Here is a 25,462-nt window from a genome sequence, read left to right on the forward strand (position 1 = left end):
CGTCTAGCCGCCGCGGATGCGCACCTGGGCGCGGGCGGCGCGGCCCTGGCCGTCGACCACATTGAGATCATAAAAGCCTGGACCCTCCGGCCGCCAGAGCACCTGCCCGCTCAGCGGATCGGGGCTGAGCGGTTGGCCGGCCACGTACCAGGCCAAATTGTCCCCGCTGGCGGCCAGGACCAGGCCCCGGGAGGCCGGGCCATAGGCGTCCACCTGCACCACCGCCCCGTCCGGCGGGAAAATCAGTCGCGGACCCTCGGTGGCGCGGACCTGGTCGTCTAGGGCCACCGGGGCGTTGCGCGGCGCGAGCGGCGCCGGCGCGGCGGGAGGCGCCTGCAGCAGGTCGGCCACCTCGAACAGCAGGGGCAGGGCGGAGTCCCGCCCCGTCAGACCGGCCCGCGCGCCGCCATCGGCCCGACCGCTCCAGACTACGATCACATGTCCGCCGACGATGCCGGCGGCGACGGCGTCCCGGAAGCCGTAAGAGGTGCCGGTCTTGTAGGCCATCAGCGGGCGGCCGCGGCTCAGGGCGGCTGGCGTCACCCCGGCCGGCGGCGGGGTTTCGCGCAGAATGGCCAGAACCTCATTGGCCGCCGCCTCGCTTACCAGCCGCACTCCGCGCTCTTGCCGCCGGGCCTCCGCCTGGGTTTCCGTCCAGGCCAGGGGGCGGGCGAGGCCCCCATCTCCGAGGGCGCCATAGAGCACAGCCAGGTCCCGCAGGGAAATGCCCACGCCGCCCAGGGCGATGGCGAGGCCGGCGTCCCGGGTCTCCGACCTCGGCCGCCACAGCCGCACCCCGGCGGCCGCCAGCCGCCCCTCGAAGGCCGCCGGGCCGAGCCGCGCCAGGGTATCGACGGCCGGCACGTTCAGGGAATGGACCAGGGCTTCCCGGGCGGTGACCTGGTCGTGAAAGACGCGGTCGAAGTTCTCGGGCTGGTAGTCGGCGTACCTGCGGGGCGCATCAGCCATGCGGGTGTCGGGCGCCGCCAGGCCCCCTTCGAAGGCCATGGCGTAGATGAAGGGCTTCAGGGCAGAGCCGGGCGACCGCAAGGCGCGGGTCATGTCGATCCAGCCGCCGGCCCGCTCAAGGCCCGCCGAGCCCACCGAGGCCCGCACGGCTCGGCCGTCCAGCTCCACCACCAGCACCGCGGCCGTGGCTTCGGCCCCTTGCGCCCGGGCGGCCCGGGCCACCAGGGGCTCAAGCCTCGACTGCAGGCCGGCGTCCAGGGTTGAGATCACAGACGCCTCATCGGCCCTGGCGCCCCGGGCCAGCTCGCCCGCGGCGTGCCAGGCCAGGGCCGGAAACGGCGCGCGACCCGGCATGGGCTCCTGGCCGGCCTCATCCGCTTCCAGAGGACTGAGCGCGCCGGCCCGGACCATCTTGTCCAGCACCTGGTTCCTGGCGCGGCGGGAGGCTTCGGGCCGCCGATCGGGCCGCCGCGCCTCCGGCGACTGGGGCAGGGCGATCAGGAGGGCCTGTTCGCCCGGCGTCAGGGTCGAGGGCTCATGGCCGAAATAGGAGAGGCTGGCCGCCCGCACCCCCTCCAGATTGCCGCCATAGGGCGCGAGCGTCAGATAGAGAGCGAGAATCTCCCGCTTCGACAGCCGCGCCTCGATCTGCACCGCGCGGATCATCTCCACCAGCTTGGCCGGCAGGGTCCGCGGTCGCGGCGTCAGCAGTCGGGCGGTCTGCATGGTGAGCGTCGAGGCGCCGGAGCTCACCTCGCCGGTGATCGCCGCCGATCCCACGGCCCGGACCACCGCGAAGGGATCGACGCCTGGATGGCGCCAGAAGCGGGCGTCCTCCACCGCGATCAGCCGGGCGACGAAGCTCGGGTCGGTGCGGTCGAGATCGGCCCGGATGCGCCAGCGGCCATCCTCCACCGGCAGGGCGCGCAGCCAGGCCCCGCGCCGATCCAGGGCCACGGGGGAGGCCTCCGCCCCCCGGGACAGGTCCGGCGGCAGGGCCGCGTCCAGGGCGACCACGGCCACCTGCAAGACCAGAGCGCCGATCAGGCCCTGGGTCAGCCGCCGAACGACCTGGGCTGAGTCCGCCGCCTGACGCAGCCTCGCCTGTAAGGACGTCAGTCCCTTCACTGGCCGGGCGCGATCACCGTGCGGCCGACGCTGGTGCGGGCGTTGACCGCCGGACGGTACATGTCGCGGGCCTGGGCGCCGGGCAGCAGGAAGTCCCCAGGAGTCACCGCCCGCGCCACATAGGCGAAGGCGAAGTCTTCCCGGCCCGGCAGGTCCATGGCCGCCACATAGCGGTCGTCCCGGGCCTCCTGCACATCGGCCGACGACAGCTCGCCCAGGAAGCGGAAGGGCCCGCTCTGAGCGTCGTCGGGGCCGAGCACCGTCTCGATCTCGAAACCGGCGGGCAGGGGGTCGTCGATCACCAGGGCCATGGAACGGGCCTGCTGGGCGCGGCCGGAGACGACGATGATCACCCGATCGCCCTGGGTCAGGCTGGCGGCGTCCACCGGCCCGCCGGTGAAGCTCAGCAGGCGCTTCTGCAGGGTCAGGCCATTGCTGGTCGCCGCAGGAGCTGCGACCGGCGCACCGGTGACCGTCACGGTGCGCCAGACCGCGCCCTGTCCGGCGTTGACGAAGCGGGACTCCGCGAGCTTGCCCACCGCCCAGCGGGGGCCGCCGGCCACGGCGGCCAGGGGGATGGCGCCGGAGCCTTCGATCTTCAGGGGGCCGGCGGCGGTCATCATGGCGTTGGCGGCCTGCAGCAGCCGGGCCTGTTCCTGGGTGTTCAGCGCCTCGGGATCCTCAACCGAATTCTCCAGCCGGCCTTGCAGCTCGCGGGCGATCTCGGTTTCGCCGGCCTCATAGGCGAGCGCGATGACGGCGGCCAGGTCTCGCAGGGGGCTCTGATACCAGTCGCTCTCCTCGCGGTAGCCCAGGGCGCGGCCCGCCTGGCGGAAGGCCGACCGGGCCCTCGCCTTGTCGCCCATCAGGGCGAGACCTGCCCCCACATGGGCCTTGGCCAGCGGCGAGGTCTCGGATTTCATCTGCACATCGTGCCACCAGCGCAACCGGCCAAGGTCGCCCCGCCCGCCCTTGGCCAGGACATAGAGGGCGTAGGCCGAGGCCCGGCGGCGCATGGCGGCGGTGGCCGCCTCCGAGGCCTGGGGCGAACCCGCCCACCAGCTGGGATATTCCAGCCGATAGGAGATGTTGGCCCAGCCCTCCGGACGGGAGATGTGCCGCATGGCGCCGAGCGCCCGATCCAGGGCCGCGGCTGGCACCGGGGCGCCGGCCTTCTGGGCCTCGATCAGGAAGTCGGTGGCGTAGGCGCCGAGCCAGGCGTCGGCCTCGCCGTCGCCCACCCGCCACAGGCCGAACGCGCCGTCCAGAGTCTGACGATCCAGCAGGCGGATGACCGCCTGGGTCAGGCCCGCGCTGGCCCGTCGCGCCTTGGGATCCTGGGAGACATTGCCGGCATAGAGCAGGGGATAGGCCGCCGAGACCAGCTGTTCGGTGCAGCCATAGGGATAGCGCAGCAGAGACACCGCAATCGGCCCCGGATCGAAGCCGCGGAAGGGCGAATAGCTGACCTGCAGGGTCGCATCCCCCGCCGCCAGTCCGGCCAGCAGGTCAGGTTGCGGCGTGAAGGCCGCGCCGGGCTGCTGCAGGGCGGTGGTGGTGCGGGTGATGCGGCCCCAGCCCAGCCGCGTCTCCATCGGATAGTCGCGGGTGGACGAGAAGCCCGGGCCGGTGACCGCGAGGCTCACCTTGCCGATGCCCGCGACCCGGGGTGCCTCCAGGGGCACCCGCTCGGCCAGCCGGCGGCCCACCGCCAGCTCATAGGCCTTGCGGAAGGGGGCGAGGATGCCGCCGTCGCCGGTCAGTTGGGCGATGTACTCGCCCGCCCGGCCCTCGATATTGTGCAGCTCCAGGGTGGCGAACGCGGTGTCGCCCGGCGCCAGGAAGCGGGGCAGGGCTAGTTCGGCCACCACCGGCTCGCGGACCACCAGGGGTTTGGAGGCCGAGCCAACGGCGTCGTCGGTCCAGGCCACCGCCATCAGCCGCAGCTCGCCGTTGAAGTCCGGCGCCGGCAGCTGGATGGTCGCCTTGCCGTCCCGGCCGGTCTCCACCACCCCGGACCACAGGGCCACGGTCTTGATCGGCGTTACCGTCAGGCCCTCGCCGCCGATCTCGTCGCCGCCGAAGTTCACATTGGCCGGGGCCCCGAGATTGGGGTCGAGCAGCCGGCCATAGTCGTCGCGATAGTCGACGCCGAGCGCCCGTTTGCCGAAATACCACTTGGCCGGATCAGGGCTCTCGAACCGGGTCAGGCGCAATATGCCTTCGTCCACAGCGGCCAAGGTGACCCGCACCCGCTGACCAAGGCCCGCGCCCTTGACGGTGACCGGCACCGACAGGGCCTCGCGGGCGCCGGCCTTTTCCGGCGTGCCGAGATCGACCTCCAGCTTGCGGCCCTTGGGGTCGAGGGGGACATAGACGAGGCCCAGCGCCCGCCGGGGCTTGGGCGTCTGCACCGGATCCCGCGGCTGGACGACGGTGACCATCACATAGGCCCCGCCGCCCCAGCTGGCGTCGCTCTGGAAGCGGACAGTGGCGCCGTTGGCCCCCACAGTCAGGGTGCGGAAGTCGAGCACCCGGTCGGTGGCCACCGCCACCTGGACCTCGCCCGCATAGGGGGGCTTCAGGGTGATCTCGACGGTGTCGCCCTGGGCGTAGGTCTTGTCGCCGGCGCTGACGCGGACGATATCGGGCGCCTCGGCGTCCTGTGCGGGCGCGCCCCAGCCGGAGGTGAAGCGGATGACGCTGGCCGCGCCGTCGGGACCGGTCAGTTCAAGCCGGTAGTCGCCCCAGCCCAAACGCTTTGTCAGGCGGGCGGCCTCTGCGGCCGACAGATTGACGCTCCCCTGGTCAACCAGGGCGTCGCGGCTGGTCCGCCGCCACTGCCAGCGACCATCCTGCTGGAACCAGTCATAGTCCCAGTTCTCCGACACCAGCCTCCAGCTGACGCCGGGCGCGGCGATGCGCCGGCCCGTGGGGTCGACGGAAATGAGCTCGAGGCTGACCGTGGGGTCGCCGCCCCGGGCGGCTTCAGCCTGGCTGACCTTGACCCCCAGATAGGTCGATCGGGGGCGGATCTTCAGGTCCAGGGACTCGCGCACGGGCCGGCCGCCCGGCTCGAAGACGCTGACGGTGGTTGCCGCCACCAGGGGCTGGGCGCTATCGGCCGCCTGGGGCGGCAGGGTGATGACGGCCCGGCCCTCCCCATCGGTGACCGTACGGCCCAACTCGACGAAGGCCTCCTGGAAGGGCTCGCGCTGGTCGCCCCACTGGTAGGCCTCGAACGCTGGGAAGGGGTTGGGATCGACGCGCAGGCGGGCCTCGCCCTCGGCCTGCAAGCCAGAGCCTGGCGCGCCATAGAGGAAGCGGGCGCTGACATCGAGATTGCGGCTCTGACCGGCGGCCACGGGGGTCGCCTCCTGGCCGGTGAGGCTGACCGCCAGCCGCTGCGGGGCGAAGTCCTCGACGGCGAAGACCACCTCGCCGGCCGGGTCCTTCAGGCCTTCGATCTCTACCGTGGCGCGCCAGCGGCCCCGAGGCGCGCTGCGGGGGAGGGCGATGTTGGCGGCGGCGGACCCCAGGGGGGCGCCGTCAAAGGCGAACCGGCGGTATTCGACGCCGGATGGCCGGCGCACGACGATGGCGCCCTTGCGGTCCTTCACCGCCCGGGCTTCGCGATCGCGCAGCAGGGCGTTCAGATGGACCGTCTCGCCGGGGCGATAGACCCCGCGGTCAGTATAGAGGTAGGCGTCCACCACTGTGGCTGCGGCGCGGCCGGCGGTGCTGGCGGCGGGGGTTTCGATGCGACCGCCGACGCCCAGGCGCGACAGGTCGGCCGGCGGCCGGTCCAGGTCCAGGATCGCCAGATCGCCCTGCGGCCCGTAGGCCATGATCATCTTGGCGCGCAGGGCGCCTTCGCCCTTGGTCAGGGCGGCGGCGAAGCGGGCCCGGCCCTGGCCATCGGTGCGGGCCTCGGCCAGGTCCTCGCCGTTGGCGGCCACCAGGGCCACGCGGATCCCGGACTGCGGACGGGCGCTCTTGAGCGAGCGGACCACAACATCGGTGGCCTCGGCGCCGGCATAGGCGCTCAACGCCATGTCGGTGAAGATGATCCAGCGCCGCGCCTGCGCCGGGGGATTGGAATCCTCGCCCGCTGTCAGGCTGCGGCCGCCCGAGGCGTCGCGGGCCTTGATGACATAGCCGCCGGGCTTCATTTCGCGCAGCACCGCGCCCAGGGGGAAGACGGTGGTGGCCCGCCGACCGGCCTCGCCGGCCACGGCGACCTCGCCGCTCCAGACCTTCTGGCCCTCCTGGTCGGGACTGTCAGAGCCCCAGTCATAGGGCCATTCCCCCTCGGCGGTAGGCTCCGGGGCGCTGACCGAGGTGCGCACGAGATTGCGGTCGGCGACGCGCCAGACCTCGATGGCCAGACGGGTGACATTGACCGTCTCGATGCCGACCCCGTCGGAGTCCTCGCGGGGCAGGATCACGCCGTCCCCGGCGAAGCCTACGAAGGGCGGCTTCTCGCCGAAGGTGAAGTCGATGTCCGCATTGGCCGCCAGCGTCTCGCCGCCCATGGCCGGCAGGCCTTTCAGCAGGGTCACCCGGCGCTCGGTGAACCCCAGGCCCGCCAGACATAGTTCTGAGCCTTCCACGGCGATGGCCGGGGTTTCGCCCAGATCCGGGGAAATGAGGACGTAGTCGCCATAGGCGGCCTCCGGATCCAGCGGCCGGCTCAGCTCGATACAGGCCCGCGGCTGGGCGGTGGAGGTGTCGACGCGGGTCCGCCAGACGGCGAAGCCCTCGGGCATGGGGGCGCCGCGGCGGGGGGCGTCGGCCGATCTCGGGGAGCCGAACAGCGACCAGCTGCCGGGGACCACGCCGTCACCGGAGACCACCGCCCGCGGGATGCTCAGGATGTCGACACCCTTGGCGGTGAGAAAGCCGCCGCCGAAGGCCGCGACGATCAGAACGCTGGCCAGAACCACCGGGGCCCGACCATGGCTCATGCGATCCTTGAGGCTCCGCCACCAGGGCGTCTTGGCGACGTCTGGACCCTGGGGGGCGGGCTCAGGGGCGGCCGGTTCCGGGGTGAGTCCGTTCGGCGTCTCGTCGCTCGGCGTCATCAGAAGTCCCCCACCCCGTCTCTATCGCCGGTTTAGAGGAGCCCCAGCTATCCGTCCCCGTCAATCATCCCGCCGCCTCAGCCCAGCGCCAGGGTCAGGGATTTGATCTGCAGGTAGTCGTCCACCCCATAGACCGAGCCCTCCCGCCCATAGCCGGACCGCTTGACCCCGCCAAACGGGTTGGCGGCCGTGGAGACGAGGCCGGTATTGACCCCGATGATGCCGGCTTCCAGGCCCCGGCCGACCCGCATGGCGCGGGCCTGGTCGCGGGTGAACAGATAGGCCGCCAGGCCGAAGTCCGAGGCGTTGGCCCGGCTCAGGGCCTCTTCCTCGGTGTCGAAGCCGAAGACCGGGGCCACCGGGCCAAAGGTCTCCTCGGCGGCGAACAGGCGGTCATCGCCGCCTTCCAGCACGGTGGGCTGGAAGTAACGCCCGCCCAGGGCGTGCCGATCGCCGCCGGTCAGCACGCGCCCGCCGCTGGCCTTGGTGCGGGCGATATGGTCCTCGACCTTGTCCAGGGCCTTTTCGCTGATCAACGGTCCGATCTCCACGCCCGCCTCCAGGGGAGGGCCAACTTTCAGGGCGGCGACCCGCTCGCTCAGGCGCGCGATGAAGGCGTCCAGGATCGAGGCCTGCACATAGAGCCTGTTGGGACAGACGCAGGTCTGGCCTGCCGCCCGGAACTTGCCCGCCACGGCCCCCTCGACGGCGGCGTCGAGATCGGCGTCCTCGAAGACGATCAGGGGCGCTGCGCCGCCGAGCTCCATGGACAGGCGCTTCAGAGTCGGGGCGCAGTCGGCCGCCAACTTGCGCCCGACCTCGGTGGAGCCGGTGAAGGAGAGTTTGCGGATCAGCGGCGAGCCCGTCAGCCGGGCGCCGATCTCGCTGTTGGCGCCGGTCACCACGGAGAAGACGCCGTCGGGGACGCCAGCCTCCAGGGCCAGCTTGGCCAAGGCGAGCGCCGTAAAGGGGGTGGCCGAGGCCGGCTTGAGCACCACGGTGCAGCCGGCGCAGAAGGCCGCGGCCGCCTTGCGGGTGATCATGGCGGCCGGAAAATTCCAGGGGGTGATCGCCGCCACCGGGCCGACAGGTTCGCGGAAGGAGAGGATCAGGTCCTCATCCTTGGGACTCTCGATGGTCCGTCCATCCAGGCGTCCAGCGAGTCCGGCGAACCAGCTGATGAAGGAATTGGCGTAGCGCACCTCCCCCAGGGCCTCCTTCCAGGGCTTGCCGTTCTCAAGTGAGATCAGGGCCGCCAAGCCCTCCTCATTGGCCTTCACCAGAGCGGCCCAGCGGAACAGGATCTCGCCCCGGGCCTGCCCCTTGCGCGCCGCCCAGTCTGGAAAGCTCCGCGCCGCCGCGGCGATGGCGCGCTCCACCTCCTCGCCTGACAGGCTCGGCGCATGGCCAAGGAGGCTTCCGTCGGCCGGGTTGTCCACGGCGATGGGCTTTGCCGACCCGCTGATCCAGCGGCCGTCCACCAGCGCCTGCTTAAGGATGAGGTCGGCGCCCAGTTTCGCCAGAGTGTCGGGGGATGGCTGTTCGGCCATGGCGGTCTCCTTGAATCTGCGCTGCCCACCAAACGCTTAAGTCGCCCAGCGGCGCCGGAACCCCGGCTGCGGCGGCGAAAAGCCCCGCCTGTTTACCCTGTTCTGCGGAGGGTTCGTTTACCCTGAGGCCGCATCATCAGCCCCTGAACGTTTAGAAAGAGCGGGGCGCAGACGTGCGAACCTCTATCCTTAAGGGCCTGACCGCCCGGCTGAAGACCGGCGCCCGGGACGAGAGCGGGGCGGCGGCGATCATCTTCGCCGTGGCGCTTGTGCTGCTCGCTCCCCTGACGCTCGGCGTGTTCGACCTCTATATCGGCGCCAACCAGAAGCAGAAGCTGCAGGACGCCTTGGACGCGGCCGCCCTGTTCGCCGCCCGTTCCTCCGCCCAGACCCAACAGGAGATCAATGAGGTCGGCCAGCGGGCTCTCATGGCCAATCTCAGCGCCTTCCCCGGTTCGGCCCTGGTGACGTCCAGCTTCGTCCTCGACGGCCCCAAGGTGGTGGCCTCGGCGGAGATGACCCCCATGGCCGTGGCCACCGGCTTCTTCCAGCACGGCAACGTCAAGGCCGGCGCCGAGGTGTTGCGGGCCATGGACAGGCTCGAAGTCGCCCTGGTGCTGGACAACACGGGCTCGATGGCCGGCACGAAGATGACGACCCTGAAGAGCGCGGCCAAGGATCTGGTGGACAAGCTGGACGCTGCGGGCAAGCGAAGCACCGCCAAGGACCCAATACAGATCTCCCTGGTGCCCTTCTCCAGCACGGTGCGGGTGGCCGAGAACGTCAGCGTCAAGACCTACAACACAACCACGCGCACCGGCCCGGGCATTCCCAACTGGCTCGACAGCCGGGCGCTCGGGCACAACGCGGCTGGTACGCCTGGCGCAGGCGGCGACATCTTCAACACCGCCAACACCGACCGCTTCGCCGTCCTGAAGTCTATGAAGGACAATCAGGTCTGGGGCGGCTGCGTGGAAAGCCGTCGCCAGCCCTTCGACGTCCAGGACACCGCGCCCTATTCGGCGAATGTGGACAGCTATTTCGTCCCCTATTTCGCCCCCGACGAGCCAGATCAGCTCAACTGGTGGACGGCGAAAAACCCGAACACCTACATCGACGACGGCTCCAATGGGGACAATTGGGCGCGGCAGGGGAACGTCGCCAAGTACAACAACGCCAAGCCCAGCGGCGGCGGTCCCAACCAGGGTTGTGACCTTGAACCGATCATGCCGCTGACCACCGACATGAGCGCCCTGAAGAGCGCCATCGATTCGATGAAGGCGGTGGGAAACACCAATATCCCCATGGGGCTGGTCTGGGGTTGGCACACCCTGTCGCCCAATGCGCCCCTGGCCGACGGTGTCGCCTATGGGACCAAGAACCACCGCAAGATCATCATCCTGATGACCGATGGCGACAACGTCTTCGGCAGCGCCAGCAACCACAACGGCTCGCCCTATAGCGGCTTGGGCTATATCTGGCAGGGGTTGCTGGGAATCACGTCGGGCTCGAACAGTCTGCGCGCGCAGAAGATGGACGAGCGGCTCGCGCTCTTGTGCAACAACATCAAGGCCAAGGAGATCGTCCTCTACACGGTGCGAGTGGAGGTGACGACCGGATCCAGCGATCTGCTGCGTAACTGCGCCACCGATCCGGACAAGTTCTTCGACGTCCAGAACGTGTCGCAGCTGGGCGCGGCGTTCGACGCCATCGCCGGCTCGATCGACAACCTCCGCCTGACCAAGTGATCCCCTGATTGAACGGACGAGGCGGCGCTGAGTGTCGTCTTCGTCGCGGGGCTCAGGTTCAGGCGAGCTTTGCGGGGCAGGCGACCTCGTCAACTGACGCCCGCGCCGACCAGACATCGTCCACCGCCATCAGCAGGCGCTCGGCCGTGACCGGCTTGGTCACGTGGCCATCGGCGCCGGCCTCGGCGGACGCCAGGCCGTGTTCGGGCATGGCGTTGGCGGTCAGGGTGTAGATCGGCGTCCGCTCACGCCCTTGGGCCTGTTCGCGCCGGCGGATTTCACCGATGGCGCTCAGACCGTCCATGACCGGCATCTGCATGTCCATCAGGACGAGATCATAGGCTCCGTCCTCCCAGGCGGCCACCGCCTGGGCGCCGTCCTCGACAGAGGTCAGGAGGACACCCGCGGCGCCAAGGATCAGTTCCACGACCCGACGGTTGGTCGGATGGTCTTCGGCCAGGAGGACCCGCATTCCGTCCAGGGGCGCCGGCCCCCTGGCGGCGTCGGCGTCGCGCCTCCAGGCCTCAGCAGCGCCTGCAGCCCGGGGCAGGTCTAGGGTGAGGGAGAAGACCGAGCCCGCGTCACGTTGGGAGTCTGCTGAAAGGGTTCCCCCCATGGCCTCGGCGAGGGAGCGGGAAATGGCCAGGCCAAGGCCGGTGCCGCTGAAGCGGCGGGTGATCGAACCGTCGGCCTGCTCAAAGCGCCCGAACAGACGCTGGCGCGCGTCCTCATCGAAGCCGATGCCGGTGTCTGCGACACGGAAGACCAGGTGAGGTCCGGCCGCCCCCTGCGCGCTGGTCACCTCAAGGCGCACGGAGCCCTGGGTGGTGAACTTCACCGCATTGCCCAGCAGATTGGAGAGAATCTGCCGCAGTCGCGCGGCGTCGCCCTGGTACTCGCCCTCGGCGTCCGGGTGGATGACGACCTGGAAGTCCAGGCCCTTGGCCTCGGCGCTGGGCTGGAACAGAGCCGCGCAGGCGGCCACCGAGGCGCCCAGGTCGAAGGGTTCAGGCCGCAGCTCCAGCCGTCCGGCCTCGATGCGGGCCAGATCAAGGATGTCTGACAGCAGGGCCTCGAGGGTCTGGGCCGAGGTTTCGATCAGCCCGACCATTTCCGCCTGTCGGGGGGCGAGCTGTGTGCGCGCCAGGGCGCCGGCGACCCCCATGACCCCGTTCAGGGGCGTGCGGATCTCGTGGCTCATATTGGCCAGGAATTCGCTCTTGGCGCGGTTGGCGGCCTCGGCGGCCTCCTTGGCCTTCACGAGTTCGAGTTCGTCCTGCTTCTGGCGGTCGATGTCGCGGATGACCCCGACCACACGCTCGATCCGTCCGCCGGCGTCCTTGAACGCCCGCGCCGCCGAACTCGTCCACCTCGCCGGGCCGCCGCCGGGGGGCACCAGGCGGTAGGTTTCGTGGAACGGCTCATCATGACGCACATGTCGGTCCCAAGCCGCCATCAGCCGGGGGCGATCGGCGCGGTGGACCGCCTCCCAGATGCCTTGTTCGACGTCCTGGAACGTCGCCCCTTTGTGAAGACCCCGGGCGCCCGCCGCCGTCAGCACGCTTCGCCGGTAGTCCATCTCCCACATCTGCAGGTCGCCGATCTCCAGGGCGAACTTGAGACGCTCTTCGGACCTTTGGGCCTCCTCCAGGGCGGCTACGGAGTCGGTGATGTCCACCGACATGATCAGGAGGCCCGCCACCGCCCCGTCCCCGTCGCGCCAGGGGGTGATCTCCACCCGCAGCCAGCGCTGCTGGCCATCATCATTCTCCACCGCCAGCCGCTCGTACTGGGCGGTGTGGCCCTCAAGGCAGCGTTCATAGACCGCCCGCCAGCGCTTGGTGCGCGGGTTCACGTCGTAAATGATCCGACCGATCGGGTCATCGATGCCCCGCTCGGTGCGCCACCGCGGACTGGCCTGGATGACCCGCATGTCGGCGTCGGTCAGGCACAGGGCGACCGGCGCGGTCTCCACAAAGGCCGCCATCAGGGTCTGGGCGGCCTGAGCCTTGAGATGGGCCTGGGCGAGGTCGTTCACCGCCTGATGGCGACTGCACTCTCCGGCGGCCATGGCGGCCAGATCCCGCAGGCACGCCGCCAGGCTCTCATCATAGGCGCAGGCCTCGGCCCCGGCCACGACGACCGCGCCGACCGCGCCCCCGTCGCCCAGGCGGATGGGCGCGCCGGCGAAGAAGCGGACAAAGGGCTCGGTGGTCACATAGGGGTGGTCGGAAAACCGCGGATCGGCCCGGGCGTCGGGGATCCACATGACGTCTTCTGCCTGGGCGGCCAGACCCGCAAAGGAGCGGTGGGCGGCGATCTGACGGGAAAACCCGTCATCAGCGCTGGCGTGCCAGGTGTGATCCCCATCGATCAGGATCACGTCGCCCAGGCCCCCGCCCACCAGGGCCCGCGCCAGTCGGCCAATCCGTTCGAAGGGCGTCTTCAGGGCGGACAGGTCCAGCGCGCTCATCATCGCGATGCGACGGGCTCTGGCCTCTATGGCGGCTGGAAAGTCGACCATGGCGCTGACGCGTCTGCCCTCCGATGACTGGGCAGACTGCCGCATGGCGGGTTAAATTTTGGTGGTCAGTGTAAAAAACCCGCGGTTGATCAGAGCAGTTTGATTTCCCGCAGACGTTGCTGGAGGTAGCCGTCGGCGGTGATCGGCTCGGGATAGCGGTCGGGGTGGGTCTCATCGACACAGCCCGCCAGGGTTCTGATTTCGTAGTCCGGATTGAAGTGCAGGAAAAACGGCGTGGAGTAGCGCGCCACGCCGCGGCGCTCCGGGGCGGGATTGACCACCCGGTGGGTGGTGGACGGCAGGCGGTGGTTGCTCAGCCGCTGCAGCATGTCGCCGATGTTGCAGACCAGGGAGCCGGCCGGCGGGTTGATGGCCAGCCAGCTGCCGTCCCGGCGCAGAACCTCCAGCCCGGCCTCCTCGGCGCCGAGCAGCAGGGTGATGACATTGATGTCCTCATGGGCCGCGGCGCGGATGTGCGGGCCCTCGCCTGAGGTCGGTGGATAGTGCAGCAGCCGAAGGACCGAATTGCCGTGGTCGACGGTGGGCGCGAAGAACTGGCGATCAAGACCCAGATAGACCGCCAGGGCCTCCAGCACCTTCAGGCCCATGGCGTCCAGCGCCCCATAGAGCCAGCTGACCTCATCCTGGAACCCGGGAACCTCGCCTGGCCAGACATTGGGGGGCATCACCTGGGCATAGGGATGGCCGGTCGGCAGGTCCCGGCCCATGTGCCAGAACTCCTTCAGATCGTGGTGGGTCTCGCCCTTGGCGGTTTCAACGCCGAACGGGGTGTAGCCCCGCTGCCCGCCCTGGCCCACCACATAGGCGCGCTTGGCGGCCTCCGGCAGGGCGAAGAAGGCTTTGGTGGCGGCCAGCGCGCCCTCGATCCTCGCCTGTTCCAGGGGATGATCGCCGATCACGGCGAAGCCGTAGCGCGTGAAGGAGTCCCCCAGGGCCTGGGCGAAGCCTGCAAAATCGGTGTCATAGGCGTCGAACGAGACGGGAATGATCGTGTCGGTGGTCAATTTGAAGCCTTCAGGTCGCGGAGCGGCGTCACGTGGCGGACTTAAATCCGCCATATCGGAACTTCGTAAGGGGGCCTAGCGTTGCTGTAGCCATAACAACTCCCGGAGAGATCAAATGCGTCACCTGACCGCAGCCTCAGTAGGGCTTATCGGCGCCTTTGCGCTGGCCGCCTGCACCACCACCGATGGCTATACCGGCCAGCAGGTGCGGAACAACACCGGCACCGGCGCCCTGGCCGGCGCGCTCGGCGGCGCTGCGCTGGGCTACCTGACCAACACCAATAAGAGCTCGGAAGGTCGCAAGAACGCCCTGATCGGCGCCGGCGTCGGCGCCCTCGCGGGCGCGGCCGCTGGCAACTACATGGACCGTCAGCAGGCCGAGCTGCGCCAGCAGCTGGCCGGCACCGGCGTGGATGTCATCCGTCAGGGCGACAACATCATCCTGAACATGCCGAGCGACGTCACCTTCGCCGTCGACCAGTCCGACATCCAGTCGCGCTTCTACCCCGTGCTCGACGATGTCGCGCGCACCCTCAACGCCTATCCCCAGACGCTGGTCGACGTGGTCGGTCATGCCGATTCCACCGGCGCCGACGCCTATAATCAGGCCCTGTCCGAGCGCCGGGCCGGTTCGGTGGCCGGCTACCTCGTCAACCGCGGCCGGGTGAACCCCGACCGTCTCTATGTGGAAGGCCGCGGCGAGAGCCAGCCCCGCGCCACCAATGCGACGCCTGAGGGCCGCGCCCAGAACCGCCGGGTGGAGATCATCCTGCGGCCCCTGACCAACTGATCTGACTTAAGACCTTGAGACCGGCGGCTTCAGCGGAGGCCGCCGGTTTTCCGGACTTTCCCAATTGCTGCGCTGCGGCGTAGTATGGGGCATGGCAAACAAGGTTCGCAAAGACGCCGCCGAGGCCCTGGATGGGCTGCTGTTCGACGGCATGACCATCATGGCCGGGGGCTTTGGCCTCTGCGGCATTCCTGAGAATCTGATCGCAGCGATCCGCGCCCAGGGGGTGAAGGACCTGACGGTGATCTCCAACAACTGCGGGATCGACGGCTTCGGCCTCGGCGTCCTGCTGGAGAACCGCCAGATCAAAAAGATGATCAGCTCCTATGTGGGGGAGAACAAGCTGTTCGAGCAGCTCTATCTCTCCGGCGAACTGGAGCTGGAGTTCAATCCGCAGGGCACCCTGGCCGAGCGCATCCGGGCCGGCGGCGCCGGCATCCCCGCCTTCTTCACCAAGACCGGCGTCGGCACCCTGGTGGCCGAGGGCAAGGAAGTCCGCGAATTTGACGGCGAGCTCTATGTGATGGAGCGGGGCCTGACCGCCGACCTTTCCATCATCAAGGCCGATGTGGGCGACAGCGCCGGCAATCTGGTCTTCCGCAAGACCGCCCGGAACTTCAACCCCATGATGGCTACGGCCGGCGCCAAGACGGTGGTCGAGGTGGAGCGGCTGGTGGCGACGGGCGACCTGGACAAGGATCATATCCACACGCCGGGCATCTATGTGGACGCCATATTCGAGGGCGCGGCCTTCGAGAAACGCATTGAGCGCGTGACCACACGGCCCAGGGCCGTCGAGGGCGCTGGCGCCGGAGGGGAAGTCTGATGGCCTGGACACGGGACCAGATGGCCGCCCGCGCGGCCCGCGAGCTGCAGGACGGCTTCTATGTGAACCTGGGCATCGGCATCCCGACGCTGGTGGCCAACTACATCCCTGACGGGGTCGAGGTGACCCTGCAGAGCGAGAACGGCATGCTGGGCATGGGCCCCTTTCCTTTTGAGGGGGAGGAGGACGCCGACCTGATCAACGCCGGCAAGCAGACCATCACCGAGCTCGACTCCTCGTCCTATTTCTCGTCGGCCGACTCCTTCGCCATGATCCGTGGCGGCCATATCGACCTGTCCATCCTGGGCGCCATGCAGGTGGCGGCCAATGGCGACCTGGCCAACTGGATGGTGCCGGGAAAGATGGTCAAGGGCATGGGCGGCGCCATGGATCTGGTGGCCGGCGTCAAGCGCGTGGTCATCGTCATGGAGCACAGCGAGAAGTCGGGCGCGCCCAAGCTGGTCAAGGCCTGCAACCTGCCCCTGACAGGCCAGGGCGTCGTCGATCTGGTGATCACTGACCTCGGCGTGTTCGAGGTCAACCGCGGCCGCTCGCCCCTGCGTCTGGTGGAGCTGGCCGAGGGCGTCACCCTCGATGAGGTTCGCGCCCGCACCGAGGCGTCCTTCGAGGTCGCGTTTGCGTAACCCTTCCAGAGGGGGCGACGAAGGGATGGCTAAAGGCCCTCTCGCCCCCGCTGAAAGGACGCCCATGAAGACCTCGACCCTCGCGGCCATGGTGCTCGGCCCGCTGGCCCTCCTCACCGCCGCCGCCGCGCCAGCGAAGACCCCGCCCCCCGTGGCGCCTGGCCAGGCGGTCGCCGTGCTGGCCGGCGGCTGCTTCTGGTCGGTGGAGCATGAGCTGGAGCAGATCCCCGGCGTCGTCGATGTGGTGGTCGGCTATGCCGGCGGGGCGAAGGCCAATCCCACCTATCAGAATCATGAGGGGCATCTGGAGGCCGTGCGGGTCGTCTATGATCCGGCCAGGCTCAGCTATGAGCAGCTGACCCGGGGCTTCTTCCGCCGCATCGACCCCACCGACCCCAACGGCCAGATCTGCGACCAGGGCCCCTCCTACCGGACCGCGGTCTTCTATGCCTCCGGCGCCGAGCGCGACGCGGCCCTGAGGGTGAAGGCCGAGGTGGCCAGGACGCTGGGCAAGCCGGTGGCCACCGAAATCCGCCCCGCCGCCCGGTTCTGGATGGGCGAGGCCTATCACCAGGATTTCGCCGAGAAAAACCCCGGCCGCTACCAGGCCTACAAGGTCGGCTGTGGCCGCGAGCGGGCGATCAAGGCCGTATGGGCAGGCCGGTGACCGGGTCTCGCGGTTGAGGCGCGAAGCCCTCGCCGACAAAGATCTCCGCCCGCCGGCTCCGTTCGCCATCCAGCCAGACATTGACGAACTCGTTCTCGCCGGCTGAGGCGAAATCGGCCTTCATCTCCGCGGTGAAGTCCGGCTCCAGGCTGAGCGCCAGGATGCGGTCGCCGTCCGCCGCCGTCAGGGGCGTCTCGGCCTCGGCCTGGTTCTGCGGGCTTGCGGTGCGCACCCACATGCGAAGTGGCGCAGCGTCCGGCCGGGCGAAATAGTCCCGCCCGTAATAGGCCGCGGCGTTGAACATGAACCGGTCGTCCACTGCGATGGCGCTCACCCGCAGATCATGCATGGCCCGGTCGGTCAGCGCCTCGGTCATCTGCGACCAGCCCTTGGCCCGCTTGAAGCCGTTGGCCATCCCCGCCCGCTCGGCCAGGTCCGGTGAGATGACGAAGGCGAGGAAGGCCGCCGCCAGCAGGCCCTGGGTCGCCAGGGCGGCGATGAACCACCCCTTGGCCCGCCAGCGCAGCAGCCAGGCGGCCACCAGGATCACGCCCGCCACATAACCCGCAGCCGTCCAGTTGGCGTTGGCCCGGCTGAGCAGGGCCTGAAAGGTGACGATCAGGAAGGGCGGAAGGGCGAAGCAGAGCAGGGTGAGGTCGGCCGCCGTCAGCCGGCGCCGCCAGGCCAGCAGGGCGGCGCCGCCCACCAGGACGGCGAAGGGGATGGGGCCGAAGACGCCGAACTGGGAGCCGATGAATTCGACCATGGCCCCGGGATGGAACAGGTCGCCCGCGCTCCAGTTGGCGTTGGCCGCCGTGTGCGTGACCGTGGAAAAGCCATGCCGGGCGTTCCAGATCAGATTGGGCGCCATGACCGCCGCTGTCGCGCCGGCCGCGGCGACGATGGCGCCTGGGGTCCAGACCCGGCGGGCCTCCCGGCTGATCAGCAGGTGCAAGCCCACCCCGACCAAAGCGTAGATGGCGGCGTACTTCGACAGGAAGGCCAGACCGAGCAGGGTCCCGGCGCCGGCGGCTGCGACCCATCGCCGCCGTCCCTCCGTCTGCGGAAGATAAACATAGAGCGCCAGGGCCCAGACCAGGGCCGCGAGCAGGGGCGCGTCGGTGGCCACCACCGCTGCGGACAGCTGGACGCCGGGCATCAGGTGGTAGAGAGCGCAGGCCGCCAGGGCCACCTCAGGTCCATAGAGCCGCCGGGCGAGCACGAACACCCCGAGCGCCGTGGCCGCCTGGAAAAGCGGCGCCGACAGCCGCACGAACGGCTCGGCGTCGCTGCCGAGCGTCGTCGCCCAGATGGCCCAGGCCACCATGGGGGGCTTTGAAAAATAACCGAAATCCAGGGTCCGCGACCACAGCCAGTACTGGGCTTCATCGGGATAGAGCTCCAGCGGCGTGATGAAGATCGCCGCCAGCCGCACCGCGGTCAGGGCGACCGTGATCCACAGGGCCATCCGCCAGGCGGCCATGGCGGGATCAGCAGGCGAGGGCGTGGCGGCGTTGGACAAGGGCGGCTCCCGAAACGGTGCGGACGTTTGCTCGCCCAGGAGGCGCTGTAAAGGTCCAGGCGCCTTGCGGTGTGGCGCCGTCACAACAGGTCACCGCCGTCATAAATCCATCACCTACAAGTGGCCCACTTGGCTGTATAGAGCGCCGGACTCGGGGCGATTGTGCGTACGCCCGCTCCGGGGCTCGATGGAGAGGGGAATCTCACAATGACTTCTATGAAGCGGCTCGCCGGCGGCGCAGCTCTCACGGCGCTCGTCTGCGCCATGGGCAGCGCGGTCTACGCGCAGGAAACCACCGCGGCGATCCGCGGCGACGTAATCACCGAGGCGGGGGCCCCGGTCGGAAACGCCACGATCACCGTGGTCCACACGCCGTCCAACACCCGGTCGGTCACCACGAGCAACGCCCAGGGCGTGTTCGACGCCCGCGGCCTGCGCGTCGGCGGTCCCTACACCATTACGGTGGTGGCGCCCGGCTACGGCCAGCGCACCCAGGAAAACGTGTTCCTGACGCTCGGCGAAACCACCCGCCTGAGCTTCGACCTCTTCTCGGAAGTCTCCGAACTCGTCGTCACTGCGACCCCGGGTGAGGCCAGCACTGGCGTCCGCCGGGTGCTTGACGAGACCGCGATCGAAAGCGTCGTCTCGGTCACCCGCGACATCCGCGATCTCGCCCGCCGCAGCCCGCTGGTCACCCAGAACACCCGCGGCGACGGCGGCATTTCCATCGCCGGCTCCAATCCGCGCAACAACCGCATCACCATCGACGGCGCTCAAGCCCAGGACGACTTCGGCCTGAACACCGGCGGCACGCCCACCCGCCGCGGCCCGATCTCGCTGGACGCGGTCGAGCAGTTCACCGTCGACGCAGTTCCCGTCGATGTCGAGAACGGCGACTTCTCCGGCGGCGCCCTCGACGTCGTTCTGAAGTCCGGCGGCAACGACTTCAGCGGCAGCCTGTTCGTCAACTACCTCAATGACGGCATGGTCGGCCGCTCGATCCGCGGCAATGACATCCCCTCGCAGGTCAGCCAGAACAACTGGGGCGCCTTCCTGTCCGGCCCGATCTGGCAGGACCGGGTCTTCTTCGCCGCCTCCTACGAAATCTATGAGTCGACCGACACGACTTCCACCGGTCCGGAAGGCGCGGGCTTCGCCAACTCCGTCCGCGGCGTCAATCAGGCCCTGATCGACCAGGTCACCGGCATCTTTGACGCGAACTACGCCACTGAATTTGACGTCGGCACGATCGCCCGCACCAAGCCGATCCTGGATGAGAAGTACTCGTTCAAGATCGACGCGAACCTGACCGATCGGCATCGTCTGGCCCTGACGGCGCGCTACGCCCTGTCGGAAGTCTATCAGCGCACCAACATCACCACCTCGACCGCGGGTCTCGACTCCCAGTGGTACCTGACCGGTGAAGAGGACTATTCCTACACCGGTGAGCTGAACTCGGACTGGACCGACAACTTCTCGACCCAGCTGCGCGTCACCTTGCGCGACTATGAGCGCCGCCAGCTGCCCCCGTCGGGCCAGGAGTTCTCCGACGTCCAGGTCTGCCTGGCGCCCACCAGCGGCGGGTCGGCCACCACCTGCGATCTGGCCGGCGCCGCCAACCCCTCGATCCTGCGCTTTGGTCCCGACGAGTTCCGTCACGCCAACGAACTGGCCACCGACAACCTGACGGTCCAGCTCAAGGCTGAATGGGCGCTCGGCGAGCACCTGCTGAAGTTCGGCTTCTCCACCCAGGAGCAGGAGATCTTCAACATCTTCATCCCGACCCAGGATGGCCAGTACTACTTCGACTCCATCGCCGACTTCGCTGCCGGCCGGGCCAGCCGCCTGCGCTACACCGACGCCATCGGCAGCCTGAGCACCCGCGACGCCGCCGCGGCCCTGAAGTACCGCCTGAACTCGGTCTTCTTCCAGGACACCTACGACATCACCCCGGACCTGACGGTCTCGGCTGGTCTGCGCTACGACTGGTACACCAATGACGAAAAGCCGCCGCTGAACGTCAACTTCCTGGCCCGCAACGGCTATTCCAACCAGACCACCTATGACGGCCGCAGCGTGATGATGCCGCGGGTCTCCATCGACTGGCGGGCCACCGACCGGCTGAAGGTTCGGATCGGCGGCGGTCTGTTCTCCGGCGGCGTGCCTGACGTGCTGGCCTCCAACTCCTACGGCGGCGGCGCGGGCTTCCTGACCTCGGGCGTGGACATTCAGCGCACCGCCACCGGCTTCATCGAGACGACCGGCACGCCGGGCTTCAACCAGACCATCGGCTCTGCTGCCCTCGACCTGGCGCGCGCCAACCCCCAGACCTTCTATGACATCCCGGCCGCGGTCCGGGCCTTCCAGGGCGGCGGCTCGGCCTCCCCCACGACGGAAGTGGCCGCCTTCGCTCCGGGCTTCCAGTTCCCCTCGGACTGGAAGGTGTTCCTGAACGCTCAGTATGAGCTGTGGGACGGCTGGAACCTGGGCCTCGACGTGGTCGGCACCCAGGTGCGCAACGGCCTCTATGTCCGCGACACCCGCGCCAATCAGCTTGTCGTGAATGGCGTCGGCCAGTTCACCCCGGACGGCCGGATCCGTTATGACGGCGTCGGCGGCACGGCGGCGCAACGGGCTGCGGCGGGCATCTCTTCGCAGAACCTCGGCTCCGCCCGCGACCTCGTCATCTTCAACACCGACGAGGGCAAGGGTCTGGTCGCTGCTGTCTCGCTGCAGAAGTCCTTCGACTTCGGTCTCGATGTGGTGGGCAGCTATACCTACCAGAACATCGACGACTTCTCCTCGTCCCTGCGGTTCAGCTCCACCCAGAGCTCGAGCTACCAGTCGCCGGCGGGGCAGGACCCGAACGAGCCGGCCTACGGCTCCTCGTACGAAGAGATCGAGCACAGCTTCAAGTTCCAGGCGAGCTACGCCCGGTCCTTCCTGTGGGATCTAGAAACCCGCGCCACCCTGTTTGCTGAAAAGCGCTCGGGCCGCGGCACCACCTTCACCATGGGCGATCTGTCCTCGGGCCGCGGCCCGGTGTTCGGCGTCAACCGCGGCTCCAACCACCTGCTCTATGTGCCGGACATGTCGGGCAATGGTGGCGCCAGCGGGCTCGACTATGGGCTGGTGCGCTTCGCCGATGTCTCCACCCGCGACAACTTCCTGCGGGCGGTCAACCAGTTCGGCCTGCCGCAGAACCAGATCGTTCCGAAGGGCTACTATCAGAACGACGACATTCACCTCGTCGACCTGCAGCTCAGCCAGGAACTGCCGTCCTACTTCCCGGGCCACAAGTTCCGCCTCGTCCTCGACCTCCAGAACGTTCTCAACATGCTGAACGACGAGTGGGGCATCGTGGAGGAGTACACCGACGTCAACAATCTGGTCAGCGTCAGCTGCGCCAACGCCGCCGGAACCGCGGTGGCCAGCGGCGACCCGACCTGCGCGCGCTACCGGTACTCGAACTTCAACGCCAATGGCCTGCGCGAGAACATCGACAACAACGGCAAGTCGCTCTGGGCCGTCCAGGTCGGCCTGCGCTACGAATTCTGATCGATCCCGATCGGAACGAGACCTGGGGGGCGGCTTTCGAGCCGCCCCCTTTTTCGTGGGCGCGGGCTTCAAGGCGACGCTTGACCTTGCCGCCCGCGACCCCCATCTGCGCGCGTTCTGTCTGACCCACGGGCTCGCGCCCGTGAGAGGGAAATACTGATGAGCCTTGTCGTTCCTGCCGAATGGGCGCCGCACCGGGCCATGTGGCTGGGCTTTCCCAGCCATGAGGATCTTTGGGGAGAGGACTATGCCCAGGCCCAGGCCGAGGTGGCCGCCCTGGCCCGCGCCCTGGCTGGCCCCGGCCAGGAGCGGGTGCGCCTGATGACCGGCTCTCCCGAAGGCGAAGCTGACGCCCGGCGTCTGCTGGACGGCGAGGCCGGGATCGAAGTCATCCCCGGCGCCTTCGGCGACATCTGGCTGCGGGACACCGGGCCCATCTTCGCCCGCCAGGGGGACGGCTGGAGCGCCCGGGGCTTCCGCTTCAACGGCTGGGGCGGCAAGTATGTCTATCCCCACGACGAGACCGTCGCGGGCCAGATCGCCGGTCATGCCGGCGTGCCGCTCGCGTCCAACGCCTTCATCCTGGAGGGCGGAGCGCTGGATCATGACGGGTTTGGCACAGTGCTCACCACGGGCCAGTGCCTGCTGAACGCCAACCGCAATCCGGGCTGGAGCGCAGACGTCGCCGAGGCCGCGCTCGCCGCAGCCCTGGGGGTGCGCAAGACCCTGTGGCTGGGGGATGGTCTGCAGAACGATCACACCGACGGCCATGTGGACAATCTGGCCCGCTTCGTCGCGCCGGGCGTGGTGGTCTGTCCGGTCGCCTATGGCCGGGGCGACCCGAACATGGACGCCTATGACGACGCCGCCCGGCGCCTGGCCGGCATGACCGATGCCCGCGGAGAGCGGCTGAAGGTGGTGCGCATCCCCTCGCCCGGCTGGATCGAGAACGCTGATGGCGACTATACGCCCGCCTCGCACATGAACTTCATCATCGCCAACGGGGCGGTGATCGTGCCCACCTATGCGCAGCGCCCCGGCGAAATGGGCGTTGAAGCCCTCAAGACCGTGTTTCCCGACCGCGAGGTCATCGGCCTGCCGTCTGCCGCCATCCTCACGGGCGGCGGCTCCTTCCACTGCATAACCCAGCAGGAGCCCGCCTGATGGCCCGTATCATCAAGGTCGCCGCGATCCAGACCAGCTACTCCCTGGATCTCGCCGCCAACATCAAGAAGACCGCAGGCTTCATCCGGGAGGCCGCCGGCCAGGGCGCCCAGGTGGTCCTGCCGTCCGAGCTGTTCCAGGGTCCCTATTTCTGCGTCACCCAAGAGGAGCGCTGGTTTTCCACCGCCCATCCCTGGCGCGAGCACCCCTGCGTCACCGCGCTCGCTCCCCTGGCGGCCGAACTGGGGATCGTGCTGCCGATCTCGATCTATGAGCGCGAAGGGCCGCACTATTTCAACAGCGTGGTGATGATCGACGCCGACGGCTCGCCCATGGGGGTCTATCGCAAGAGCCATATCCCCGATGGGCCGGGCTATCAGGAAAAGTACTATTTCCGCCCCGGCGACACGGGCTTCCGCGTCTGGGACACAAGGTTCGGCAAGGTGGGCGTCGGCATCTGCTGGGACCAGTGGTACCCCGAAGCGGCCCGGGCCATGGCGCTCATGGGCGCCGAGGTGCTGTTCTATCCTACCGCCATCGGGTCTGAGCCCCATGACGAAACCCTGGACACCGCCACCCCCTGGCGCCGGGCCATGCAGGGCCATGCGGTGTCCAACGTAATCCCGGTGGTCGGCGCCAACCGCACCGGCTTCGAGTCTTGGGCGGACTATCCCGGCGGCGGCCAGCGGTTCTATGGCTCGTCCTTCATCGCCGATCACCGCGGGGACCTGGTGGCCGAGTTCGGCGCGGACGAGGAGGGCGTGCTGGCGGCCGAGTTCGACCTGGACTTTCTGACCACTCACCGGGCCGCCTGGGGGTTCTTCCGGGATCGCCGCACCGACCTCTACGGCGACCTGACCGGCCCGCGACCGGCCTGAGCCCTGGCGCGAGCCGGGCCTGCGGCCTAGGTTTGCGCCCATGATCGAGACCGAGCGGCTCATCCTGCGGCGCTGGCGCGACGACGACCGGCCGGCCTTCCACGCCATCTTCGCCGATCCGCAGGTGATGGACTGGCTGGGCGGGGTGCTGAGCCCTGAGGTGGCCGACGCCCGGCTGGCGCGGGTCGAGGAGACGTTCGATCGCCTGGGCTATGGCCGGTTCTGCGTCGAGCGGCGCTCGGACGGCGCGGTGCTCGGCTGGTGCGGGGTCATGCCCGCCCATGAGAGCCAGCCGATCGCCGGCACGCCGGAGATCGGCTGGCGTCTGATCCCGCAGACCTGGGGCCAGGGCTACGCCACAGAGGCCGCCGCCGCGGCCCTCGCCGACGCCTTCGGCCGCCTGCGCCTGCCGGAGGTCTGGGCCTATACCAGCCCGCACAACCTGCGCTCACAGGCGGTCATGGAGCGGCTTGGCCTGGTCCGCCGTCCCGATCTCGACTTCGAAAATCCTAATGCGCCGGCGGACGATCCCTTCCGGCCTTCCTGGGTCTGGGTCGCGACCCCTTAGAGCGCGCAGCCGCTCGGCGGCGCCTTGAGGCGGGCCACCTCGCGGCGGGCCTTTTCCATGTCGGCGCGGAAGGCGGGATTGGCGCGCATGCGGGCCACCATGGCCGCGGCCAGGTCACGCCCGGCCTCCACGTCGCTGGGATAGTGCATGCCGCAGATGACCCGGGATTCCCCCATCTCCTTACCGGCCTCCAGCAGCGGCCCGGCCTTGTCGGGCGCCAGTTCCACCAGGATCAGCGCCCAGGCCCAGCCTGTCATGGAGTGGCCTGAGGGGTAGGAGGCGTTGATTTCCATCCAGGGCGCCCGGGGAACGCAGATGGGCTTGTCATTGCCGATCAGCGGCCGAAGGCGGGCATAGTGGTCCTTGGCCGGGGTGCTCACCGTGCGGACGTCCTGCTCGGCCCGCTCCAGGATATGGGCGGTGACCGGGGTCGTCTGCGGGCTGATGTCCAGGCCTGAGGCGCAGGCATAGCCCTTAAGCGCCTTGCCGCCCCAGAGGTCGGCGTCGGCCGCGGCCTTGGCCCAGCGGGCTGTGCCTTCCAGGGATCTTGTCTCTTCAAAGCGCTGGGCGTCGGCCCGGCCGCGGGGGCTGTCAGGCGCCGGCGGCGGCCCGATCAGGCTCACGCCGTCCAGGTCGTTCGCGGTCAGATAGCCGTCGATCTCCGGCGGGACGAACGTCGGGCTGTTGGCGTCGGCCAAGGGCGCTGGCGCAGTCGTCGGGGCGGCGGCGCAGGCCGAAATCCCGGCGGCGAAGGCGAGGGCGGCGAGAGCGGGATGCATACGGATCATCTCCCCTCTCTAGAACGGCTCCCCCTGAG

The 25,462-nt window shown here is 69.1% G+C and carries 16 protein-coding genes; 9 read left to right on the plus strand and 7 right to left on the minus strand.

Translation table 11 applies throughout. The features are described from left to right. Window positions 1-3: 3 nt before the first annotated feature. From pbpC to Q8N19_RS01530, 3 genes are all read right to left on the minus strand, one after another. Entirely contained in the window at window positions 4-2,088 is a 2,085-nt protein-coding gene (pbpC, locus tag Q8N19_RS01520; RefSeq protein ID WP_371133772.1) for a penicillin-binding protein 1C, read from the minus strand. 5 nt (window positions 2,089-2,093) lie between these two features. Next, window positions 2,094-7,181: an alpha-2-macroglobulin gene (locus Q8N19_RS01525; protein WP_371133765.1), complete on the minus strand. Its 5,088-nt coding sequence runs from the start codon at window positions 7,179-7,181 to the stop codon at window positions 2,094-2,096. A gap of 77 nt (window positions 7,182-7,258) precedes the next feature. Further along, window positions 7,259-8,731 carry an NAD-dependent succinate-semialdehyde dehydrogenase gene (locus tag Q8N19_RS01530; protein ID WP_305587879.1) on the minus strand — a complete coding sequence of 491 codons (1,473 nt, stop codon included), beginning with the start codon at window positions 8,729-8,731 and terminating at the stop codon, window positions 7,259-7,261. 173 nt (window positions 8,732-8,904) lie between these two features. On the opposite strand from Q8N19_RS01530, the gene Q8N19_RS01535 reads away from it, so the two are divergent. Continuing rightward, window positions 8,905-10,479 (plus strand): pilus assembly protein, encoded by a 1,575-nt coding sequence (locus tag Q8N19_RS01535; RefSeq protein WP_305587880.1) that lies wholly within the window; start codon window positions 8,905-8,907, stop codon window positions 10,477-10,479. A gap of 58 nt (window positions 10,480-10,537) precedes the next feature. On the opposite strand, the gene Q8N19_RS01540 is transcribed toward Q8N19_RS01535, so the two are convergent. Both Q8N19_RS01540 and Q8N19_RS01545 read right to left on the minus strand, forming a co-directional pair. Then, the gene (locus Q8N19_RS01540) at window positions 10,538-13,003 is read right to left on the minus strand and encodes an ATP-binding protein (protein ID WP_305587881.1); all 2,466 of its coding nucleotides are present in this window, start codon (window positions 13,001-13,003) and stop codon (window positions 10,538-10,540) included. A gap of 89 nt (window positions 13,004-13,092) precedes the next feature. Further along, window positions 13,093-14,028 carry an isopenicillin N synthase family oxygenase gene (locus Q8N19_RS01545; protein ID WP_305587882.1) on the minus strand — a complete coding sequence of 312 codons (936 nt, stop codon included), beginning with the start codon at window positions 14,026-14,028 and terminating at the stop codon, window positions 13,093-13,095. A gap of 115 nt (window positions 14,029-14,143) precedes the next feature. On the opposite strand from Q8N19_RS01545, the gene Q8N19_RS01550 reads away from it, so the two are divergent. From Q8N19_RS01550 to msrA, 4 genes are all read left to right on the plus strand, one after another. Next, the gene (locus Q8N19_RS01550) at window positions 14,144-14,818 is read left to right on the plus strand and encodes an OmpA family protein (RefSeq protein ID WP_305587883.1); all 675 of its coding nucleotides are present in this window, start codon (window positions 14,144-14,146) and stop codon (window positions 14,816-14,818) included. Between the two features lie 91 nt (window positions 14,819-14,909). Further along, complete coding sequence (locus Q8N19_RS01555; RefSeq protein ID WP_305587884.1) at window positions 14,910-15,644, plus strand: CoA transferase subunit A; 735 nt, start codon at window positions 14,910-14,912, stop codon at window positions 15,642-15,644. Beyond that, window positions 15,644-16,288: a 3-oxoacid CoA-transferase subunit B gene (locus Q8N19_RS01560; protein ID WP_305587885.1), complete on the plus strand. Its 645-nt coding sequence runs from the start codon at window positions 15,644-15,646 to the stop codon at window positions 16,286-16,288. The genes Q8N19_RS01555 and Q8N19_RS01560 overlap by 1 nt, the downstream gene beginning before the upstream one ends. 64 nt (window positions 16,289-16,352) lie before the next feature. Then, window positions 16,353-16,955, plus strand: coding sequence for a peptide-methionine (S)-S-oxide reductase MsrA (gene msrA / locus Q8N19_RS01565; RefSeq protein WP_305587886.1), 603 nt, complete (start codon window positions 16,353-16,355; stop codon window positions 16,953-16,955). Here the strand turns inward: msrA and Q8N19_RS01570 are convergent. Then, a complete protein-coding gene (locus Q8N19_RS01570) occupies window positions 16,930-18,477 on the minus strand; it encodes an ArnT family glycosyltransferase (protein ID WP_371133766.1) in 1,548 nt (515 codons plus the stop codon). The two genes, msrA and Q8N19_RS01570, sit on opposite strands and share 26 nt — an antisense overlap. A gap of 207 nt (window positions 18,478-18,684) precedes the next feature. Between Q8N19_RS01570 and Q8N19_RS01575 the strand changes: the two genes are divergently transcribed. From Q8N19_RS01575 to Q8N19_RS01590, 4 genes are all read left to right on the plus strand, one after another. Further along, window positions 18,685-22,035: a TonB-dependent receptor gene (locus Q8N19_RS01575; protein ID WP_305587887.1), complete on the plus strand. Its 3,351-nt coding sequence runs from the start codon at window positions 18,685-18,687 to the stop codon at window positions 22,033-22,035. Between the two features lie 159 nt (window positions 22,036-22,194). Further along, complete coding sequence (locus Q8N19_RS01580; RefSeq protein ID WP_305587888.1) at window positions 22,195-23,199, plus strand: agmatine deiminase family protein; 1,005 nt, start codon at window positions 22,195-22,197, stop codon at window positions 23,197-23,199. Next, complete coding sequence (aguB, locus tag Q8N19_RS01585; RefSeq protein ID WP_305587889.1) at window positions 23,199-24,077, plus strand: N-carbamoylputrescine amidase; 879 nt, start codon at window positions 23,199-23,201, stop codon at window positions 24,075-24,077. The genes Q8N19_RS01580 and aguB overlap by 1 nt, the downstream gene beginning before the upstream one ends. A gap of 40 nt (window positions 24,078-24,117) precedes the next feature. Further along, the gene (locus Q8N19_RS01590; RefSeq protein ID WP_305587890.1) at window positions 24,118-24,645 is read left to right on the plus strand and encodes a GNAT family N-acetyltransferase; all 528 of its coding nucleotides are present in this window, start codon (window positions 24,118-24,120) and stop codon (window positions 24,643-24,645) included. On the opposite strand, the gene Q8N19_RS01595 is transcribed toward Q8N19_RS01590, so the two are convergent. Continuing rightward, the gene (locus Q8N19_RS01595) at window positions 24,642-25,433 is read right to left on the minus strand and encodes a phosphatase PAP2 family protein (protein ID WP_305587891.1); all 792 of its coding nucleotides are present in this window, start codon (window positions 25,431-25,433) and stop codon (window positions 24,642-24,644) included. The genes Q8N19_RS01590 and Q8N19_RS01595 overlap by 4 nt on opposite strands. Between the last annotated feature and the right edge of the window lie 29 nt (window positions 25,434-25,462).

Origin of the sequence: Phenylobacterium sp. (assembly GCF_030693405.1) — a bacterium.
GTDB lineage: Bacteria > Pseudomonadota > Alphaproteobacteria > Caulobacterales > Caulobacteraceae > Phenylobacterium.

What these genes read in the sequence shown, in the direction of transcription:
- msrA (WP_305587886.1), top strand. Translation starts at nt 16,353, where the DNA reads ATGAAGACCTCGACCCTCGCGGCCATGGTGCTCGGCCCGCTGGCCCTC.
- Q8N19_RS01590 (WP_305587890.1), top strand. Translation starts at nt 24,118, where the DNA reads ATGATCGAGACCGAGCGGCTCATCCTGCGGCGCTGGCGCGACGACGAC.
- Q8N19_RS01560 (WP_305587885.1), top strand. Translation starts at nt 15,644, where the DNA reads ATGGCCTGGACACGGGACCAGATGGCCGCCCGCGCGGCCCGCGAGCTG.
- Q8N19_RS01595 (WP_305587891.1), bottom strand. Translation starts at nt 25,433, where the DNA reads ATGATCCGTATGCATCCCGCTCTCGCCGCCCTCGCCTTCGCCGCCGGG.
- aguB (WP_305587889.1), top strand. Translation starts at nt 23,199, where the DNA reads ATGGCCCGTATCATCAAGGTCGCCGCGATCCAGACCAGCTACTCCCTG.
- Q8N19_RS01555 (WP_305587884.1), top strand. Translation starts at nt 14,910, where the DNA reads ATGGCAAACAAGGTTCGCAAAGACGCCGCCGAGGCCCTGGATGGGCTG.
- Q8N19_RS01540 (WP_305587881.1), bottom strand. Translation starts at nt 13,003, where the DNA reads ATGGTCGACTTTCCAGCCGCCATAGAGGCCAGAGCCCGTCGCATCGCG.
- Q8N19_RS01550 (WP_305587883.1), top strand. Translation starts at nt 14,144, where the DNA reads ATGCGTCACCTGACCGCAGCCTCAGTAGGGCTTATCGGCGCCTTTGCG.
- Q8N19_RS01525 (WP_371133765.1), bottom strand. Translation starts at nt 7,181, where the DNA reads ATGACGCCGAGCGACGAGACGCCGAACGGACTCACCCCGGAACCGGCC.
- Q8N19_RS01580 (WP_305587888.1), top strand. Translation starts at nt 22,195, where the DNA reads ATGAGCCTTGTCGTTCCTGCCGAATGGGCGCCGCACCGGGCCATGTGG.
- Q8N19_RS01530 (WP_305587879.1), bottom strand. Translation starts at nt 8,731, where the DNA reads ATGGCCGAACAGCCATCCCCCGACACTCTGGCGAAACTGGGCGCCGAC.
- Q8N19_RS01575 (WP_305587887.1), top strand. Translation starts at nt 18,685, where the DNA reads ATGACTTCTATGAAGCGGCTCGCCGGCGGCGCAGCTCTCACGGCGCTC.